The organism is Nocardia sp. JW2 (assembly GCF_051843015.1).
Lineage (GTDB): Bacteria > Actinomycetota > Actinomycetes > Mycobacteriales > Mycobacteriaceae > Nocardia > Nocardia coubleae.
In genome coordinates this window covers 197006-213688 of record NZ_JBPXLK010000002.1, presented here as the reverse complement: position 1 = coordinate 213688, position 16683 = coordinate 197006, and the positions used below count along the sequence as shown (strand labels likewise).

The window sequence follows — 16683 nt, the reverse complement described above, 5'->3', positions numbered from 1 at the left end:
AACTCTCACACGTAGAAGACAGTTTGCGTTGCAACCTCTCGGCAGCTGAACCTAATGTAACGGACAGACCAGACCCCCGCGATCGGTAGTCTGGGTAATAAGTGAACAGCGCAGAAACCACACACCAAGACTTCGGGGACTCGACAGAAATGACCGGCAATCGCCAAGCTCAGCGTGCCTTCGACGCCGGAATCCTGTCGTTGGGTCTGTCCATCGAGGGACAGGAATCCGAGCGCGATCTGGAATACGCGAAGCTCGCGTTCCAGCGCGCGACCGAGTGGGATCCGACGATGTGCGACGCCTGGCTCGGCCGTGCCGCCGCGGGCGAGGTGACCAAGGACGTCCTGTTCAACCTGTACAAGACCGCGAGCACCAGTCTGCATCGCGAGCAGCGCCGCCTCGGGCTGCCGCCGCGCGCGCTGGCGGGCCGCTTCCTGCCCGGCCTCTACATCGACTACCCGCTGGCGAGCTACACCGAGATCGCGCTGGCCTGGGCCGCACATCTGATCGCGGAGAAGGAGTACGACGAGGCCGAGCGCACGCTCGACGACCTCGCCGCCCGCCGCGCGACCCTGCTCTCGGACCCGGACTCCGATGTCGACAACCGGATCAGCGCCTACATCCGTGGCGTGCTGCACTACAACACCCAGCGCTGGCCAGACGTGATGACGGTGCTCGCCGGTTCGGCCGAATGGGACGACCCGTATCTGGCTGCGGGCGCGCATGTGATGGTCGGCACCGCGTGTGCGCAGCTCGGGCTGTTCGGTGAGGCCATCCGGCGCATGGAGGCCGCCGAGCAGGGGCCGATCCCGATGGCCCGTTCCACCGCCATGTTCTGCCGTGGGCTGTGCCTGCGCGAGACCGGCAGCGAGGACGAGGCGCAGGCGCTGTTCGAGAAGGTGTATTCGCAGGCACCGGATTTCAGCGCCAACACCGCCGCGATGCGCGACCGCACCTACCGCATCACCGTCACCAGCCGCGAGTCCATCGATGCCCGCACCGACAAGTGGGATCCCGCGACCGCCCCGTCGCTGCAGGCGATCGAACAGGCCGAGACCGAGGACCGGGCCAAGCGGGTGCTGGCCGAGGCGCGCGCCGAACTCGACAACCAGATCGGCCTCGTCTCGGTGAAAACCCAGGTGGCCAAGTTGCAGTCGTCGGCGCAGCTGGCCAAGATCCGGGCCGAGAAGGGCCTCGCCTCGGCGGCCCGCGGTCAGCACCTGGCCTTCACCGGTCCGCCGGGAACGGGTAAGACCACCATCGCCCGTGTGGTCGCCAAGATCTATTGCGGTGTCGGCCTGTTGAAGACCGACAAGGTAGTCGAGGCCAAGCGTGTCGACTTCGTGAGCCAGAACCTCGGCGGCACCGCCATCAAGACCGAGAAGCTGATCGACACGGCCATGGACGGTGTGCTGTTCATCGACGAGGCCTACACGCTCATCCAGACCGGCCTGTCCGGCGGTGACGCGTTCGGCCGCGAAGCCGTCGACACCCTGCTGGCCAGGATGGAGAACGACCGCGACCGCCTGGTGGTGATCATCGCCGGGTACGACGGTGAGATCGACCGCCTGCTGGCCGCCAACGACGGCCTGGCATCACGGTTCTCCAAGCGCCTGCAGTTCCCGTCCTACACCCCCGAAGAGCTCGGCCAGATCGGGCAGGTGATCGCGAAGAAGCGCGACTCGCAACTCTCCGACGACGCCGCCGCGCTGCTCGTAGAGGCCTGCGCGCACCTCTACGACCAGGAGAGCACCGACCAGAGCGGGCAGCCGCGCCGCGGCGTCGACCTCGCCGGTAACGGCCGCTTCATCCGCAACGTCATCGAGGCGGCCGAGGAGGAGCGCGAGTTCCGGCTGGCCAACGACGATTCGATCGACCTCTCGGCGGTGGACGAATCGGTGCTCATGCGCATCGAGGAACCCGATATGCGCACGGCGCTCACCAGCCTGCTGAGCACGTTGAACGTGAATTGGCCTGCCTGACAGACGAAACCGAGGGCCGGACGCGACGAGCGTCCGGCCCTGCTCGTTTCAGCGTCCGGAGGGTAGCGAATCGTAGGACGCCAGCGCTTCGGTGGGCGAGAGGGTCGGTCCCGGAACCAGCTGGCCGATGACCGACCACGGTGCCAGCCGTGGGCTGCCGCCCAGGCCGATGGCGGTCGCCACCGCCATATCCGGCACGCCGTAGCGCACACCGTTGTCGCCGACGTAGAACAGGCTCCCCCGGCGCGGGCTGCCCGGTTCCATGCCCGTCACCTGGATGAATTCGCCGGTGCCCGGCGGCACGTAGACGCCGTCGACGCGGTCGCCGGTGCCGTCGCCCGTCGACAGTTCCACGACCTTGGCCGATTCCGGGATGGGCAGGCGGGTGCCTGCCAGCAGCGAGACCACCGCGCGTTCGTTGGGGCCGTCGCCCGCTTCCGACTTGCGTTGCGCCGGACTCGTTCCCGGTGTCTTGGTCCAGGAGACGCACGCGACGGGCGCGTCCTCGGCGGCCAGGATCTCCGGTGTCTGCTCCGGGAAGTCGTCGACGGGCAGCGTGCGCACCACGGCGACCTCGTGGAGCACGTCCGGCGGCAGGGTCGGAATCTCGCTCAGCCCATGGGAATCGGCATTGCGGATGACTCGCGCGGTGAACGGGCTCACCGGCTGCACACCGTCGGCCAGCACCACATACGTCTCGGCCTTCGCCGTGCGGTCGGAGCTCGCCACCTCGATCACACCGCCCACCGGGATCTTGGACAGGGGCCCGGGGCCCGGCTGACCCGCGTTCGGGATGACCGGCGGTGCGAGCGGAGGCACTTCGGCGGTCGCACCGAGCAGGCCCGGACCGATCGGGCGTGGCCGATGCGCGGACAGCCCCAGCGAGCGCGCCAGCACCTTGTCCTCGGGGTCGACCGCGGCGTGTTTGCCGTCGTAGACGAGGTAGGTCTTGTTCTCGTGGCGCACGAACAGGGCGGCGGCGGGGTCGGCGGTGCGGATGCGCTCGCCCAGTTCCGGTTTGCCCGCGACGACGGCGGTTGTCGCACCGCTCGCCGATGCCGCACTGCCGCCCTGGGACAGCTGGATGGTCTCGCACAGCGACCAGGTGGAGCTGTCGCCCTGACCGGAGCCCGGCAGCGCGCTCGGCGCACCGGGGATGCCGAGCAGCGGACCTCGCGGCAGATCGTTGAGCTTGCTGTCCTTCACCGCGTGTGGTTCGGCGTTGCTCTGGGTGATGAGCCGCGCGGAGGCCAGGTTGAGCACCGGGTGCAGCACCTTGTCGCCTTCGGCGGTATGGCGGACCACGTACAGGGCACCGGAATCCTTGCCCGACACGATCAGGTTGTCACCGATCGCGCCCTGTGGTCGCAGGAATCCCAGGATCGCCGCACCGGCGACGACCAGCAGGCCGAGTGCCGCCCCCACCCAGAGTGAGCGAACCTGCGAACGCATCGGATCGTGCAGCATCCGCACGTCTCGGCGCACCAGCGCGTGATCGAGACGACGCAGCAGGAAGCGGTAGCCGTTGACCTGGGCGCGGGTTGTGAGCTGTGCCGGCACTCGGCCCCTCCATCGAGCTATCCATCACCATCTCAGCCGACACGGTACCTTAAATCCGACATTGCCCTGAACCAACTTTCGAACGCACGCCGAGCTGGGACAACGATGGGGAACGACACGATGAACGGCCGGAGAACCGGCGCCGGAACCCTTCCCGAGCGGGAACGGGATCAGGCCGAGGAGCAGGACCCAGCGCAGCGGAAGCCGGTGTCGCCGTACGACACTCTGCGCGATCCCGAGTTCTGGTTGTTCCGGATCTTCCCGCTGCGGGCGGTGGTCGGTGTCGTGCTTGTCGCGGCGGTGGTGGCCTGGGTGGTGCTGGCGCTCTCGGACTCGGTGTGGGGTTCGGTCGGCGCGGGTGCGCTGATCGTGCTCATCGGCCTGGTTCCCGTGCGCGGGACGACCCTGGCAGGCCGGATGGCGATCGGGTTCGGGCGGCGGCGTGGTCGGGGCGCCACCGAACGACTCGCTCAGGCGCCCGCGTTCGATGTCCCCCTGGCCGACGGCGGCAACTGCGGAGTGCGCTGGGACGGTGACCTGCTGCTGACCATGCTGCGGATCGACCCGCCGCCGGACACGCTGACGCTGCTGAGGCACGGTTCGCTCAGCACCGACCAGCTGCTGCCGCTCACCGAGATCGCGCGCTGCCTCGATCAATTCGACATCACCCTCGCGGGTATCGACGTGGTGTCCACGGGTGCGCGCACGGCGGGTACCGGTGTGGCTTCTTATCTGTACGACCGCATCCTCGGCCCGCTGCCCGCCGTCGCGCACCGGACCCTGTGGCTGGTGCTGCGCATGGACCCACTGACCAATGCCGAAGCCGTCGAGAAACGGGGCGGCGGCGCCGAGGGCGCGCTGCGCACCGCGATCATCGCCACGCGGCGGGTGGCGAACCGGCTGGCGGCCCGCGATATCGCCGCCTCGGTGCTCACCTCGTCCGAGATGAACAGCGCGGTACGGCAACTCACCCACGGTTTCGAGATCGATCAGCTCGAGGAGACGCCGACCGCGCTCACCACACCGAGCCGCTGCCTGACCCACTACCAGGTGGGCGCCGAACTCATCACGCCGCGCGGGCTGGCCGATATCTGGGCGGTGCCGAGCCTGTCGACCACGCTCACGCTGCGGCTTCGCCCGGGTGCACCGCGCCACGACCAGCGCAGCGATCACGCGGGCACCGTGGTGCTCAACGCGGTGGTGCGCTTCGACACCCTGGTCGAGCCCACCGACATCCCGATCCGGGGTCTGCGCGACATCACCGGTGGGCACCTGCGCACCCTGCTCGACACCCTCCCGGTGGCCTCGCTCGGCCGCTGGTCCGACGGCGAGGGCTACCGGGGGACGCTGACCGCCCTCACCGACATCGCGGTGCCGACAGCCGGCTGCGGGCAGCTGATCGGCGCCGACGAACGCGGCCAGGGCATCGCGGTGTCGCTCATCGGTGACGGCACCCGCCATCTCGAGGTGATCGGCAATCTCGATCTGGCCCAGCAGGTGATCCTGCGCGCCACCGCGCTCGGCGCACACGCCATCGTGCACACCGCACGGCCCGAGGCATGGCATTCGATGATGGCCAATCTCAACGCACCGCAGGTGCTTTCACTCGCACCACGCTCCGCGGGCGCCAGCTACCACCCACCCGGGCCGCCGCCGACGCCCGCCGCGCCCTACCCGAGCACGACGGTGCTGGTGTTCGACGGGATCGAACCGACCACGCACGCCGGTGGCGCCACCATCGTCCACGTGCGCGCACCCCACGAGCATGGCGGCGGTATCGACGCCGACGTCACCCTCATCCAGGATCCCGCGGCGCCCAACCGGATCACGGTCCGCACACCAGCCGCGACAGCGACGGTGAACATGGTGACCACCCCGGAAGAAATGCACTACATCGGCGAATCCCTAGCCGCCCGCTGACAACCACACAAACGACGAACGGCCCGACACAATCCGTCGGGCCGTTCGCCTGATCCAGCAAGAACATGGGTAACTCACCGGGAACGGGCTAACGCTCCCAACCCCAACGTCTTACCGCGTCAACAACTCCGCCCGCACCTGAGTCTGGCCAAAAGACCCGGGGAGGCGGGACAGCTCAGAAATCGGCGAAGCCGTCGCCGACCTTGCCGTCGGCCTCGATGGCGCGACCCAGCGCGTTCTCCACCTTCTTGCCGAGGTTGTCGAGCTTGATGAGGGTGTCGTCGAGCTCGTTGGTGACGTTGGTGTGCGCGGCGTTGAAGTTCTCCACAGCCGACTGACCGTGCAGGCTCTCCCGGAACGCGTTGGCGGCGCCGTTGAGCTCTTCGATCTGGGCCCGCATGTTGGAGCCGTAGTTGTTGAGGTCCGAGACCATCTCGGTGATCTTCGGCGAGTTGTACTGAATCGTCATGATCTGTTCCTTGTCTGTCGTGAACGGCTACTCAGCGCGGAGCTCAGAGGCCCTCTTGGTCGGAGGCGACGATCGTCTGCTTGCCGGAGGTGACGGCCTGCGACAGACGGTCCAGCTTCTCGTTGAGCCGGGTGACCTCGTCGTGCCATTCGGTGGCGGCGGTCTTGAACTGACCGTGCGCTTCACCCGACCAGCCGGCGGCGACGGCCTGCACGGAGTCGTCGATCTGGTTGATGGAGGTCTTGAGCGTGGAGATGGCGTCTTCCATCCGGCTCACAACATTGTTGATGCCGCCTTCGTCGACACCGTAGTCGCCCGAGCCGCCACCACCGAGGTTGGTAAGAGACATATTTCAGAACCTTTCATCAGAACTTGTGTGTGCGCGAGGATCCGATCGATCTCGCTGAGCTGGACGCAGACCGACGCTGCGACGCGGAACTACGGCGGCATCCACCTCCCCCCGGGCAGTCCCTCGATCAGCGCTGCGACCGCTTGGGTCACCCGGTGATCGGTACCCGTGGTGAGCGTCGACCAGATCTGTCGATCCGGCGAGATCGTCGGGGCGGCGACGATGCGCCCGCGCCCCGTGTCGTAGACGGCGACAGCACCCGGCGCGCGGGTGGTCGAGCCGTCCTCGTGGCTGTAGACGACGATTTCCGCGTGCCCCGTGCAGGAGGCGAACGCCGCGCCGAGCACGGTGGCATCGCGCTCGGTGGCATCGAGCGCGTACAGACCGTCGGCGAATTCCGCGGCTGTCGTCGCACCGTCGAGTCGCCGGGTCAGCTCGTCGGCGGGCGCGCTGAAGCCGCTGAACTGCGCGGGCTCGCGGTGACCGAGCGCGGCCAGGACCGGGCGCGCCAGCTCCTCGGCCGAACCGTCGCACCACACCGAATTCACCTCGAAAGTGTCATCGGTGCGCACGGCGACGGCATGGGCGCCGCCCCGGCGCACGACGCAGACGCGCTTGGTGCCGTCTTCGGCGTAGATCCGTACGGCCAGTTCACGATCCGGTTGGGCCAGCACGAACAGCGCGTCGGCCAGGCCGGGATCGACCTCGCCCTCGGCGTCGATGAGACCGCTGTCGCGCAGGTCCGCGACAGCCTGCTCATGGGCGCGGCGCCACTGTTCGTAGGAGTCCTGTTGCAGGCCGACGCGCAGCGTCAGCGGCAAGGTCTGCACGCCGAGGCGATCGGCGACGGCGAGCAGGGCGTCGTTGGTCAGGGTTGTCACGACCCGCCTCCCGGCTCCGCCCCACCCTGTTCGGTGCTCGCGGCCCTGGCCGCCTGGCCGTGATCGCCGAGCACCGCGGGGGCGGCGCGGATCTCGCCGTCGAGGCTGAACTCCTCGGTGTGCTCGGGCAGGCTCGCCCGCGGGAACCGCGCGGTGTCCTGGGCCGCGGCCGCGCCGACCGGGCCCGGCGCGATCGGCGCCGCCTGTGTGCCCGCGGCGGGCGTGACCACGGGATTCGGCCGGGCGGTGACCTCGGCGCTGCTGGCCGACTGCGCGTACACCGGCGCGTTGTAGCTGGTCAGCGTGCGCGGAACCGATTGCAGGACAGGCATTCCCGGGACACCACCGAATCCCGGCATGGCGCCGGGATGGGTCGCGGTCGGCTGTGGCGGCACGGCGGCTCGCTCGGCGGCCAGCGCCGTGGCAGGCGCGATCGGCGGCGGGTCCTGGTGCTGCCAAGCCGAAGCCAAGGGCTCGGTGGCCTTTTCGTAGTTCTCCATCACCCGCGAGGCAACGGCCTTGGCGACATCGTGCTCGGTGTCGGTATCGGCGGCGACCGCCTTGATCGGCGCACCGAGCATCCCGCTCACCGACTCGAGGGTGCGCTGCACCTGCTGGATGGCCTCGATGTCGGCGGTATTGGGCATCGCCAGACGGGCCACCTCGTAGGCGGCGACCTGCGCCTGGAATTTCGCGGCGTTCGCGGCGGCGGCCGTCGAGGTCTCGAGCAGCCACTCGCGTAGCGCCGTAACCCGTTGCACCACTTCGTCACTGCGCCCGGACTGCCAGGCACCGCGCAGGTCGGTGAGCACCTTCTCGTATTCCAGTACGGCCGCGCCGAACGACGCGGCCAGTTGTGTCCACGCGCCGATCGCCTCAGCCATGGGGACAGACCCCGCCCCCGTGGTGAGGTCCCGCGCCAGCTGTTCCGGCGGACGCGCCGACCACACCACGCCGGTGAACCCTGGCTGTGGTGGTTCGATCATTGCGGCGGAGTACCTCCGAAGTCCGCCGTGTTGTCGCTCTCCATCCCGCTGAAGCGGTTCGCCTGCAGGCGAAGCGTGGCGGCGAGCTTGCGCATCTCCTCGACACCGGCCTGCGCGCGGGTCAGGTACGACGCGGCCACCTCGTTGGCGGTCTGCGCCGAGCGGCCCGACACCTCGTCGGCCCCTGCGGGCGCGACGGTCAGCGCGTGCTCGGCCGCCTGCAGGTCGGCCGCGAGCCGGTCGGCCAGCGAGTCGAGCCCGGACGATGCCTGGCTCGCCGTCGCGGCGTCGAACTGCACGCCGTCGTAGATCTCACCTGTCACGTCGGCCATGGTGAACCTCCTGTGTGCGAACGAAAATCTGCGTCATAGCGTCAGTTCCTTGTCGGGCGGCGCTTCCGAGGTCGTGGTGTCGGCCGCGCCGACAACCGGCAGCGAGACACCCTCGATCTGGCCGATCACCTCGTCGCCGTGCGAGCCGGTGACCAGCTGACCGCGCACCGCGTCGTCGGTGGACGATTCGCCGTCGCGCGCGAGACCGGCGCCCATGGGTGCGCCCATCGGCATCGCCCCCGTGCCGGCAGCCGACGACCCACCCGAGGTGACCGCCGCCGCCGACGTGGTCGAGGCGGCCGCCGCACCCATCGCGCCAGGCAGCGTGCTCAACGCGCCGCCGACCGAGCGAGTGTTGGGGAACGGGCTCAAGGGGGTGCTCGCCGCGGCGATCGCGCCGACGGCGCCACCGGCTCCGCCGCCGATTCCGACACTCGCGCCACCACCCGCGCCGTCGATTTCGGCGCCGTCGACGGTTCCCTCGGCGGTCGTGTTGTCGCCCTCGGTGGTGGTCTTCGGTGCCGACAGCGAGGTATTCGCCGCGGCCAGCTCACCGAGCGACTGTGCGACCGTGGTCGCCGTCGACATCAGCGGGGTGATCATGCTCATCAGCTGCGTCAGCTGCTCGGTCGAGTTCACCCCGGTGGGCGCGTTGGTGATCGGCACCTTCTCGCCCGCCGCGGTCATGCTCGCGCTGTGCCCGACCAGTTCGGTCTTGGTCTTGACGGTGATCGCCAGCGCCTCGGCGGTGGACGAGGCGGCCGAGGCGACCAGGAAGGCCGCACCGGCGCCCGAGCCCATCAGCAGCGGCGCCATCGCCATGGTCGCCGAGAACTTCGCGATCACCGCCGCCATCAGCCCCGCGCCGGTGGCGACGCTGACGGCGCCGTTGGCGAGGACCGCCTTCTCCTGGGTGCTCTGGGCCGCGAGCTTGCCCGCGTCGGTCTGCGCCTCGCTCGCCTTCTGCGCGGCCTCCATCGCCGCGATGCCCTGCCACACCGACATCACGGTCTGGATCGCCGTCGAGCCGAGCGACATCACCGTCTGCATCACGGTGCTCACGTTCGACAGCATTTCCGTGGGGTCCGTCGTGGTTCCCGTGCCGTCGCCGGTGGAGTTGGTGCCGAGCTGACCGGTACCGAACGCGGACGCCAGATCGGTGAGCGGGCGCATCAGCGCGCTCAGGTCGATCGTCGGCAGCGGCGGCAGTTCGGGCAGCTGCACGAACTCCGGCACCTGCGGCAGGGCGGGCAGCCCCATCGAGCCGAGGATGTCGTTCACCGGCATGTCGAGCATGGGGGCAAGCGAACTGCCGCGCAGCAGTTCCAGCACGGTCGGATCCAGCGGATCCGCCCCGGGCGGCGGGGTCGCTCCTGGGAAAGTCATGACTGGGTGCGAACCGAACCGATGTCCATGCCCGAGGCGCCGTCGACACCCTCGTAGGTGGCCGCACCCTGGTGCGCGGTCAACGCGGTGCCCGCGTGCACCGCGGCCAGTTCGGCGACCGAGGACAGGTGGTTGGCTTGTGCGAAGGCATACGAGGCGAGCAGTTCCTGCCCGATCAGCCCGAACACCGGCACGACCGCGGCGACTGTCGCGGCCTGATCGACCGCCGCGGCCGAGGCGACACCCGACGCCATCGCCGCCGACGCGCTTCCGTAGGCACGCAACGCATCAGGGACAACTTCGAAGTGGCTCATGTCAATCGTCCAATCTCGAAACATCACTTGATGTTTCGTAGTCAACCTTAACCAGCCGAGACGGCGCGCGACGATCGCGCAAGGGTAAACAGTCGATGACTAACCCGTGCTCTCCTCGTTGAACGCGGTGATGAGTTCGCCGCGTTGCGCGAAGGCACGATGCGCGGCGGTGCGCGCGGTGTCGACGAGGGTCTGCTCGAGTTCGGCGGGCGTCAGTTTCGCGATGCCCGGTGCGAAACTCAGGCCGACGAGTGCGGCGTTGGCGTCGACCTCGACGGTCACCGTTCCATCCGGCGACGTCTCGGTCACCAGGATGGCCTTGGTCGCATCCTGGAGATCGGTGAGCCGGTAGAGCTGTTTCTGCACCCGAGCGATGAGCTCGTCCATCGTTTCGACCATGTCGCCTCCCCAATTCGCTTGCCGCTCAGACCGATCGCAGCCAGCTCTGCGGTTCGGTGTCGTAGTCCTGCTCGTCGATGATCTCCTGGCGTGCCACCTCTTCCTCGGTCGGCAGGCCGGTGAGCGCGAGCATCTCCGGGGACATCCCCGCCGCGCGGAACTGTTCGCGCCGCGCCATGCCCGCCCGGTTGGCCGACTGCTTGCACAGGCGGAGCACCTCGGCGGCCAGCTGCGCCGGGTCGCGGCGCAACTGGTCGGGTTCGAGCCGAAGACCGAGGGGCAGACCATTTTCCGTGGTCCGCACCGAGATCGCTCCCGTCATCGACGTGGATACGAACTCGGTGGGAAATTCGTCCTGCTGTGCCGACGTCATCGCCTCGCCCCCTCAGACTCGTTCATCTTTGATGGCCCGCACCACTTCCGCGATGCGCTGGTTGATCAGCTCGGTGAAACGCTTCGCATCCGCCGCCGTCGCGACCCGCGGCACCTCTTCGGCGATCACATAGCGTCCGTCGTCGACCACGTCGCGCCAGCTCAGTTTGTGCCGGGTGACGCCGCGCGGCCCGAACCGCGAACGACCCTGGATGACTTCGACCTCGCCTGCGCGCAGCAGCGGCGCGGACTCGAACTGCTTGGCACGCAGCGGGGCCGGGTCGTGGAAGGAGTCATGGACGGAGGAGACGGCGTAGGAGTAGTCGAGTTGAGCTGTCCGGTCGGCGGATTCGAGCATCAGGTCCGCTTCACGGCCTGGCTTGTTCTCCGGGAGCTCACGGACCACATAGTCGGCCAGACTCACCGCGTCGCACTCGGTGACGACGTAACCACCGCTGTTCCAATAGGTGTCACCGGGTTTCTGGCGAACCACGTAACCACGGTCGCCACGGCGGCAGCCCATGACACGCACCAGCGCGTCGACCTTCATGTCATCGACGCCGTCGTGGCCGTGCAGCACGACCTTGATGTCGGGCTCGAGCAATGCTTCCAGCACGAAGCTGACGAACTCGGGCTCATCGCGGCGCAGCGTCTCGAGCGCCTGGGCCTTCTCCCGTTTGAGTTCCCCGGGATTGATGGTCCGGGTGCGGCAGAAGAACGGCCACGGGAGGGACTCGGAGGTCGCCCACTGCCACAGCACGTACAGCTGTAGGTCCGTCAGATTCCAGGTGCGGTTCATTGCTCGACGACCGGCCTCACCACGGTCTGCGCCTCGCCGATCGCCTCTTCCAGGTGCTCGACGGAATCGAGGTAGTCGGCGCGCTTGTGATCCTTCTGCTGACCACCGGCACCGGCACCCGCGCCGCCACCACCCATGGGGCCGCCCATCGGCATGCCCGCGCCCGCACCCGCGGCATTGGCGAGACCGGCCCGGCTCGCCATGGCGGCGAGATCGGTGGTCGCAGTCGCCCGCGGGAACAGCTTCGAAGCCTTCTCCAGGTTCTGGCCCTCGACCTTGGCGCCGAGGCCGCCGCCGGCACCGCCGCCCGCGCCGCCGCCCTTCGAACCGGCCAGACCCATCTTCTTGGCCGCTTCGTCCAATGCCGCGGCAGTGGTCGGGATTCCGCTCAGACCCGCAAGACTCGCCTGCTGGGCGGCCTGGGCAGCGGCCTGTTCCGCCGCTGCCGAGATCTGCTCACCGATCTGCGAGGCCTGCGAGGCCGCCTGCGAAGCCATCTGCTGCAGGGCCTGCGACGCGGAGTCCTGCGCCTGCTGCTGTTGCTGCTGCGCGGCCTTCTGCGCGGCATCGCGGGCAGCGTCCTTGGCTGCCTGCTCCTGTGCCTTGCGCTGCGCTTCGGCCTGCTGCAGAGCGGCGATCTGCTCCTTGTGCGCGGCGTCCTGCTGCGCTTTGAGCTGCGCGGCCACCGCCGCGTCGGAGTTCTGCGAACCGCCGCCGCCGGCAGAGTTGGCGCCGCCGCCACCGCCGGGCGGCGGGGTGCCACCGGGGTTGGTGTTGCCCGGGTTCTTCGGGGTCTCGTCGACCTTGCCCGTGCCTGCGGGTCCGGGCAGCACCGGGATGGCACTGGCCGAGGCTTCGACGCCCGCGGCGTACCAGTTGTTGAAAACCCCCTCCGCGTGGGTTTCCCAGGTTTTGCGCTCTTCCGGCTTCAACTCCGAGGCGGGCTTGGGCGGCATATTGGCCTTGGTGACCGATGCCCAGTTGTAGGCGTCGAGCAGGTTGTCGCTGAGCGCGAACATCCGCCTGGTCAGCGTGGTGCCGCGCCCGTTGTACCGGTACACCGCGTCGCGGGCCGATTCGGCGCCGTGCCCGCTCCACTGCTTGTCGTCACCGACGAGACCCTTGATCCGGTTGTCGAAATCGGTGAAACCGCGGTCGAGTTGCACCGCCATCCGGTGCCAGTCAGAGGACAGTGCCAGGATCCAGTTCACCCACATCAGGGAGTTACCGAGCTTGTGGAAGGCGTCGTAGTCCAGCGACTCACCGGCTTCGGCCTCGATCACGACAGGCCGTACCGCACCCTCTTGGCCCTTCAAGCCGCTGACACTGCCGGGCAGGCCCGCGTACTGACCCCCCTTGTTGTTCTCCGCTTTGTCGTAGCGCTCCTGGGGCGGCTTCCGTTGCTCGTCGGCCCAGCCGTCCTGTGTCCGCGAGATCGGACCCCAGAACTGCTCGGCGTGCGCGACACTGTGCTCGGGATTGCGCGCCGAGAGGATCCGCGCCAGTTCGTCTTTGGAATCGGTGTCGGCGTTCTTGTAGTTGTTGCCCGCGATCAGGAACGACAACGCCATGTCGTTGAGTACCTGCTTGTGATCGCGCAGGACCTCGTCCCTGAACTCGGTACCGACCTTGAAGAACTCCCTGGCCAGCGCACGCCCGGCTTCACGATTGCCGAACAGTTCGGCGCCCGCGCCGCCGCCCGCCATCGCGGTGACCTCACCGACCTTGGCTTCCACGACTGCGATGATGTCGAGTACGTCGGCACAGAACTCGGCGGCTTTGGTTGCCACGCCGTCTTCGAGCTTCAGCGACCCCGGCTTCTTGAATGCGCGCCAGTCGTCCATCGGTGTGCCCACGAGGTCACACTCCCACTGTCTCGACGGTGCGGTTCCTCATCCGTAGACGCCCCTCCTCATCGCTGGCACACCGGCCGGTCGTGCCCCCGCAAACATGGCAGCCGAGTCTTACAACGCGGCAACACCATTCTTAAATCACGCTAACGATTATAGGGTTACCGGCGCGTATCCGCATCAGGACGAGACTACCGACCGATGCCGCTCGTAGAAATTCTCCGCGAACTCCACCGCGAACACCTCGGGCGCCACCGCCGACGAAGAACGGTGCAGCACACCGTCGTCGGCGACGTAGAAGATCGCCCGGCCGACCGCGATCTCACCGGGTTGCACCGGGACGAAAACCATCCAGCCGACACTGATTCGTTCCGCCTGCAACTCGTCGGGCGGATAGCGCACGGGGTCGGCGGATGTCTCGGTCAAGTGCGCGCGCACCACGTCGATCGCGTCTTCGCGCGCCATCGGTTCGGGTAGGCGAGCGGTCACCCCGGCCATGGTGAGCTGAAAGAAGGCGGCGTCGACATCGAAAAGCTCAGCGTCGCTGAAGACTTCGACGACCGTATCGCGGGTGACCACACCGGCTTCGGCCGCCGCGACCAGGGTTTCGACACCCGCGCGCTGGTGCTCGTCGGCCCGGACACCGAGCAGGTCGGTGACGATCCTGGCGACCGTCTCGGAACTCCAGAAACCGGGTACGGCCTCGGCGATCCCGTCGGCGGTGGGCGAATCACCGTGGTACCAGCGCCCATTGGTCCACCAGTAGCAGAACGACAACATCCCGCCTGCGGCACGGTGATTGAGTACCTGCGCTGAAATCCACGACGGCGCACCTGTGTACAGCCCCGTCGGCGGTCCGCCCTCTGCGTAGGCGGCGGCGAGTTCCGGCGAGTTCCATACGCCACCGGAGAGCACGGCGCGATTGCCGGGCAGCAGGTACAGCGAACTTCCGCTGCGCCGCACCCCTTCGAACCAGTTCAGCGAGGGCAGCGAGCGCGGGCCGAACTCCGAACCGACCGCGACGAAGGCCGCCGACAACACCGCCCAGCGCGCCACCATCAGCGGCAAGGGCGGCAGGCCCACGTCGGAATCACTGGCGCGCACACCTTTTCGTCGGTCGGCGAGTTCTTGTTCGGCCGCGGTGCGTGGTGCGCGGATCTGTTTGTCGTCGTGCGCCACATACGCCGACAACCACACCGGCACCGACCGGCGCGGGAACGCCGCCAGGTCGGCGCGGTAGGAGTCCTGGGCAAGGAGGTGTTCGTCGGGGAACGGCTCGTCACCGTAGTCGTAGTCGACGTCGATCTCGCCCGCACGCGACAGACTCAGCACCAGGCGCCACCACGGCCCGTCACCGAGCTCGGCCGACAGCAGCCGGTGCTCCCACACCAGGTCGATGATCTCCTGCGGCGGCGTCACCTGCACGGGTTCGATGGTGTCGCCGGAGAACAGGGCGATCGAGGAATGCTCCAGCACCGTGAGGGCGAAGGCCGCGTGCAGGCGCTGCCAGTCCGGTGGGGCGAGCGAAGCCAGATCGCGGGCGACCTGGTGCATGATCTTCCTGGCCCGCTCGGCAGGGTCCTCGGGTTCCGGTTCGTCGTCGGCCATGGTGAAACCGACATCGGGCTCGTCCTCGGTGGACTCGCCCTCGTTAGCCGTATCGGCTTGCGCGAGTGCGGTGTCCGGTTCGGCCGGAACGGAATTCGGTTCCGCGGGAACAGATTCGGTGGATTCGTCGTGGTCCGGTTCGGTGGTGCGCTCATCGAGCCGGTCGCCTCCGCTGGTCATATCGGGCGAAAATCCCCTCATCTGGTTCATCGGTTGATCGGTCAGGTCGCCAGGGGCAGACCGAGCTGTGGCAGCTCGATCAGGGCGTTGCCCTGGCGTTCGTTCCAGGCGTCGTAGGTGAACGGATCCGGCGTCGCCAGCCCGAATCCGTCGCGCAGACCGCCGACGACCATGTCGGCGAGGCGCCGGTAGTCGGCTGACGGCGCGGGCCAGGTCAGGCGGGCCCACCAGTTCTCGTGGTAGCGGTCGCGAGGCTGCCAGCCGAGTTCACGGATCACCGCCGTGCCGTCCCGACCTGCGCGGAGTTCGGTGGCCAGCCGGTCGTCGTCGACGAGTTCGGCTGTCAGTTCGGCATCGGTCTGCAGGAACTGGGCGAACCTCGACGGGCGTTCCTCGCGTGATTCCACGATCTTCACGATCGCGCCCGCAGGCAGGCGAGCCAGCTCTCCCGCCAGTGCTTTCGCGAAATCGTCCCAGGTCACCGGGATTCCTCGGCAGCCAAGGTGTCGGCTTGATCGCCGAGCGAGAGCCAGTTGTTGTCCATCAGCGTCAGCTGCAGGGAACCGTCCACGTCGCGCAGGATCAGGGTGTCGGCCTCGCCCGCCCAGCGCACCGCGGACACCTCGCCGGGGATGTGCGCGGTCGGCCTGCCGAACAGTTCGGTCAGTAGTCCCACCCACCGGGCGAAGGTGTCACGGGCCCAGGTGCGACCCTCGTCGTCCTGTGGGACACCCTTGGTGAGCCACAAGGTGATATCCACGATGCGGCCGTCCTCGGCGAAGACACGGCCGCTGGTCGGGCCGAAGCCGATATCGAGACGGGCGCGGTCCGCGTGCGGGCTCAGTACCCGCCAACCGAAGCGGGCAGCCAGGTCGGGCAGCGAATCCATCGGCTTGGCGCCGCCGAGCTCGCGCAGGCCGGTGGCGATCTCGGTGAGCTGTTCGTCGGTCAGCACCCGACGGCGGTCCTCGCTCATCCCTGCACCTCCTCGGTCATCGGCGCTTCTTCGCCAGCTCGGCGAGCCTGCGTTGCCGGACCAGGTCGGCTTCGCGCGCGTTCGACCCGTCGAGTTGCCCCGCGAACGCCGTCCGCGCTGCCTGGACGAGGTCGTCGGAGGCGTTCGGGTAGGCGCGGGCCACCTGCCACAGCGCGTCCTCGGTCTTCATGTCGAGTCCGGTCTCGGAATGGATGCCACCACCGCTGAGCACCGAAGCGAGCATCTTGTCGAAGTTCTGCCGAATCTCGGCCTCGGTCGGTTCGGTCTCCCGCACCGCATGCCTCCTCACATCGTCGCGG

At 68.4% G+C, this 16683-nt stretch carries 18 protein-coding genes; 2 read left to right on the top strand and 16 right to left on the bottom strand.

Features of this window, described 5'->3' with window-relative positions:
• The first annotated feature begins 149 nt into the window (after positions 1-149).
• Positions 150-1982, top strand: coding sequence for a type VII secretion AAA-ATPase EccA (gene eccA, locus ACSVDM_RS04065; protein ID WP_439262897.1), 1833 nt, complete (start codon positions 150-152; stop codon positions 1980-1982).
• 48 nt (positions 1983-2030) lie between these two features.
• Here the strand turns inward: eccA and eccB are convergent, their stop codons facing one another.
• Positions 2031-3542 (bottom strand): type VII secretion protein EccB, encoded by a 1512-nt coding sequence (gene eccB / locus ACSVDM_RS04060; protein ID WP_439262895.1) that lies wholly within the window; start codon positions 3540-3542, stop codon positions 2031-2033.
• 120 nt (positions 3543-3662) lie between these two features.
• Between eccB and eccE the strand changes: the two genes are divergently transcribed.
• Positions 3663-5462 (top strand): type VII secretion protein EccE, encoded by a 1800-nt coding sequence (eccE, locus tag ACSVDM_RS04055; RefSeq protein ID WP_439262893.1) that lies wholly within the window; start codon positions 3663-3665, stop codon positions 5460-5462.
• 175 nt (positions 5463-5637) lie between these two features.
• Here the strand turns inward: eccE and ACSVDM_RS04050 are convergent, their stop codons facing one another.
• The 15 genes from ACSVDM_RS04050 to ACSVDM_RS03980 all read right to left on the bottom strand — a co-directional run bounded on the left by ACSVDM_RS04050 (position 5638) and on the right by ACSVDM_RS03980 (position 16658).
• Positions 5638-5931: a type VII secretion protein EsxR gene (locus ACSVDM_RS04050; protein WP_067491018.1), complete on the bottom strand. Its 294-nt coding sequence runs from the start codon at positions 5929-5931 to the stop codon at positions 5638-5640.
• 43 nt (positions 5932-5974) lie between these two features.
• Positions 5975-6280, bottom strand: a complete 306-nt coding sequence (locus ACSVDM_RS04045; RefSeq protein ID WP_067491020.1) for a WXG100 family type VII secretion target — start codon at positions 6278-6280, stop codon at positions 5975-5977.
• An 89-nt stretch (positions 6281-6369) separates the two neighbouring features.
• Entirely contained in the window at positions 6370-7161 is a 792-nt protein-coding gene (locus ACSVDM_RS04040) for an ESX secretion-associated protein EspG (protein WP_439262890.1), read from the bottom strand.
• Positions 7158-8147, bottom strand: a complete 990-nt coding sequence (locus ACSVDM_RS04035; protein WP_439262888.1) for a PPE domain-containing protein — start codon at positions 8145-8147, stop codon at positions 7158-7160. Before ACSVDM_RS04035 ends, ACSVDM_RS04040 begins: the two co-directional genes overlap by 4 nt.
• Complete coding sequence (locus ACSVDM_RS04030) at positions 8144-8479, bottom strand: PE family protein (protein WP_067491026.1); 336 nt, start codon at positions 8477-8479, stop codon at positions 8144-8146. Before ACSVDM_RS04030 ends, ACSVDM_RS04035 begins: the two co-directional genes overlap by 4 nt.
• 33 nt (positions 8480-8512) lie before the next feature.
• Entirely contained in the window at positions 8513-9865 is a 1353-nt protein-coding gene (locus ACSVDM_RS04025) for a hypothetical protein (protein WP_439262886.1), read from the bottom strand.
• Positions 9862-10179: a type VII secretion target gene (locus tag ACSVDM_RS04020; RefSeq protein WP_067491029.1), complete on the bottom strand. Its 318-nt coding sequence runs from the start codon at positions 10177-10179 to the stop codon at positions 9862-9864. The genes ACSVDM_RS04025 and ACSVDM_RS04020 overlap by 4 nt, the downstream gene beginning before the upstream one ends.
• 99 nt (positions 10180-10278) lie before the next feature.
• Positions 10279-10578 carry a YbaB/EbfC family nucleoid-associated protein gene (locus ACSVDM_RS04015; protein ID WP_181699504.1) on the bottom strand — a complete coding sequence of 100 codons (300 nt, stop codon included), beginning with the start codon at positions 10576-10578 and terminating at the stop codon, positions 10279-10281.
• Positions 10579-10603: 25 nt separating this feature from the next.
• Positions 10604-10951 carry a hypothetical protein gene (locus ACSVDM_RS04010; RefSeq protein ID WP_067491034.1) on the bottom strand — a complete coding sequence of 116 codons (348 nt, stop codon included), beginning with the start codon at positions 10949-10951 and terminating at the stop codon, positions 10604-10606.
• A gap of 12 nt (positions 10952-10963) precedes the next feature.
• Positions 10964-11749, bottom strand: coding sequence for an ESX secretion-associated protein EspG (locus tag ACSVDM_RS04005; protein WP_439262883.1), 786 nt, complete (start codon positions 11747-11749; stop codon positions 10964-10966).
• Positions 11746-13605, bottom strand: coding sequence for a hypothetical protein (locus tag ACSVDM_RS04000; RefSeq protein ID WP_439262881.1), 1860 nt, complete (start codon positions 13603-13605; stop codon positions 11746-11748). Before ACSVDM_RS04000 ends, ACSVDM_RS04005 begins: the two co-directional genes overlap by 4 nt.
• Positions 13606-13779: 174 nt before the next feature.
• Entirely contained in the window at positions 13780-15387 is a 1608-nt protein-coding gene (locus ACSVDM_RS03995; RefSeq protein ID WP_439262879.1) for a hypothetical protein, read from the bottom strand.
• Positions 15388-15428: 41 nt separating this feature from the next.
• Positions 15429-15869: a TY-Chap domain-containing protein gene (locus tag ACSVDM_RS03990; protein ID WP_439262877.1), complete on the bottom strand. Its 441-nt coding sequence runs from the start codon at positions 15867-15869 to the stop codon at positions 15429-15431.
• On the bottom strand, positions 15866-16363 hold the full coding sequence (locus tag ACSVDM_RS03985) for a DUF6301 family protein (protein ID WP_439262875.1): 498 nt from the start codon (positions 16361-16363) through the stop codon (positions 15866-15868). The genes ACSVDM_RS03990 and ACSVDM_RS03985 overlap by 4 nt, the downstream gene beginning before the upstream one ends.
• A gap of 16 nt (positions 16364-16379) precedes the next feature.
• The gene (locus ACSVDM_RS03980; protein WP_439262874.1) at positions 16380-16658 is read right to left on the bottom strand and encodes a hypothetical protein; all 279 of its coding nucleotides are present in this window, start codon (positions 16656-16658) and stop codon (positions 16380-16382) included.
• Between the last annotated feature and the right edge of the window lie 25 nt (positions 16659-16683).

Coding starts and splice junctions, on each gene's coding strand:
- eccA (WP_439262897.1), top strand. CDS start 150: ATGACCGGCAATCGCCAAGCTCAGCGTGCCTTCGACGCCGGAATCCTG.
- eccE (WP_439262893.1), top strand. CDS start 3,663: ATGAACGGCCGGAGAACCGGCGCCGGAACCCTTCCCGAGCGGGAACGG.
- ACSVDM_RS04050 (WP_067491018.1), bottom strand. CDS start 5,931: ATGACGATTCAGTACAACTCGCCGAAGATCACCGAGATGGTCTCGGAC.
- ACSVDM_RS04045 (WP_067491020.1), bottom strand. CDS start 6,280: ATGTCTCTTACCAACCTCGGTGGTGGCGGCTCGGGCGACTACGGTGTC.
- ACSVDM_RS04035 (WP_439262888.1), bottom strand. CDS start 8,147: ATGATCGAACCACCACAGCCAGGGTTCACCGGCGTGGTGTGGTCGGCG.
- ACSVDM_RS04030 (WP_067491026.1), bottom strand. CDS start 8,479: ATGGCCGACGTGACAGGTGAGATCTACGACGGCGTGCAGTTCGACGCC.
- ACSVDM_RS04025 (WP_439262886.1), bottom strand. CDS start 9,865: ATGACTTTCCCAGGAGCGACCCCGCCGCCCGGGGCGGATCCGCTGGAT.
- ACSVDM_RS04020 (WP_067491029.1), bottom strand. CDS start 10,179: ATGAGCCACTTCGAAGTTGTCCCTGATGCGTTGCGTGCCTACGGAAGC.
- ACSVDM_RS04015 (WP_181699504.1), bottom strand. CDS start 10,578: ATGGTCGAAACGATGGACGAGCTCATCGCTCGGGTGCAGAAACAGCTC.
- ACSVDM_RS04010 (WP_067491034.1), bottom strand. CDS start 10,951: ATGACGTCGGCACAGCAGGACGAATTTCCCACCGAGTTCGTATCCACG.
- ACSVDM_RS04005 (WP_439262883.1), bottom strand. CDS start 11,749: ATGAACCGCACCTGGAATCTGACGGACCTACAGCTGTACGTGCTGTGG.
- ACSVDM_RS03995 (WP_439262879.1), bottom strand. CDS start 15,387: ATGACCAGCGGAGGCGACCGGCTCGATGAGCGCACCACCGAACCGGAC.
- ACSVDM_RS03985 (WP_439262875.1), bottom strand. CDS start 16,363: ATGAGCGAGGACCGCCGTCGGGTGCTGACCGACGAACAGCTCACCGAG.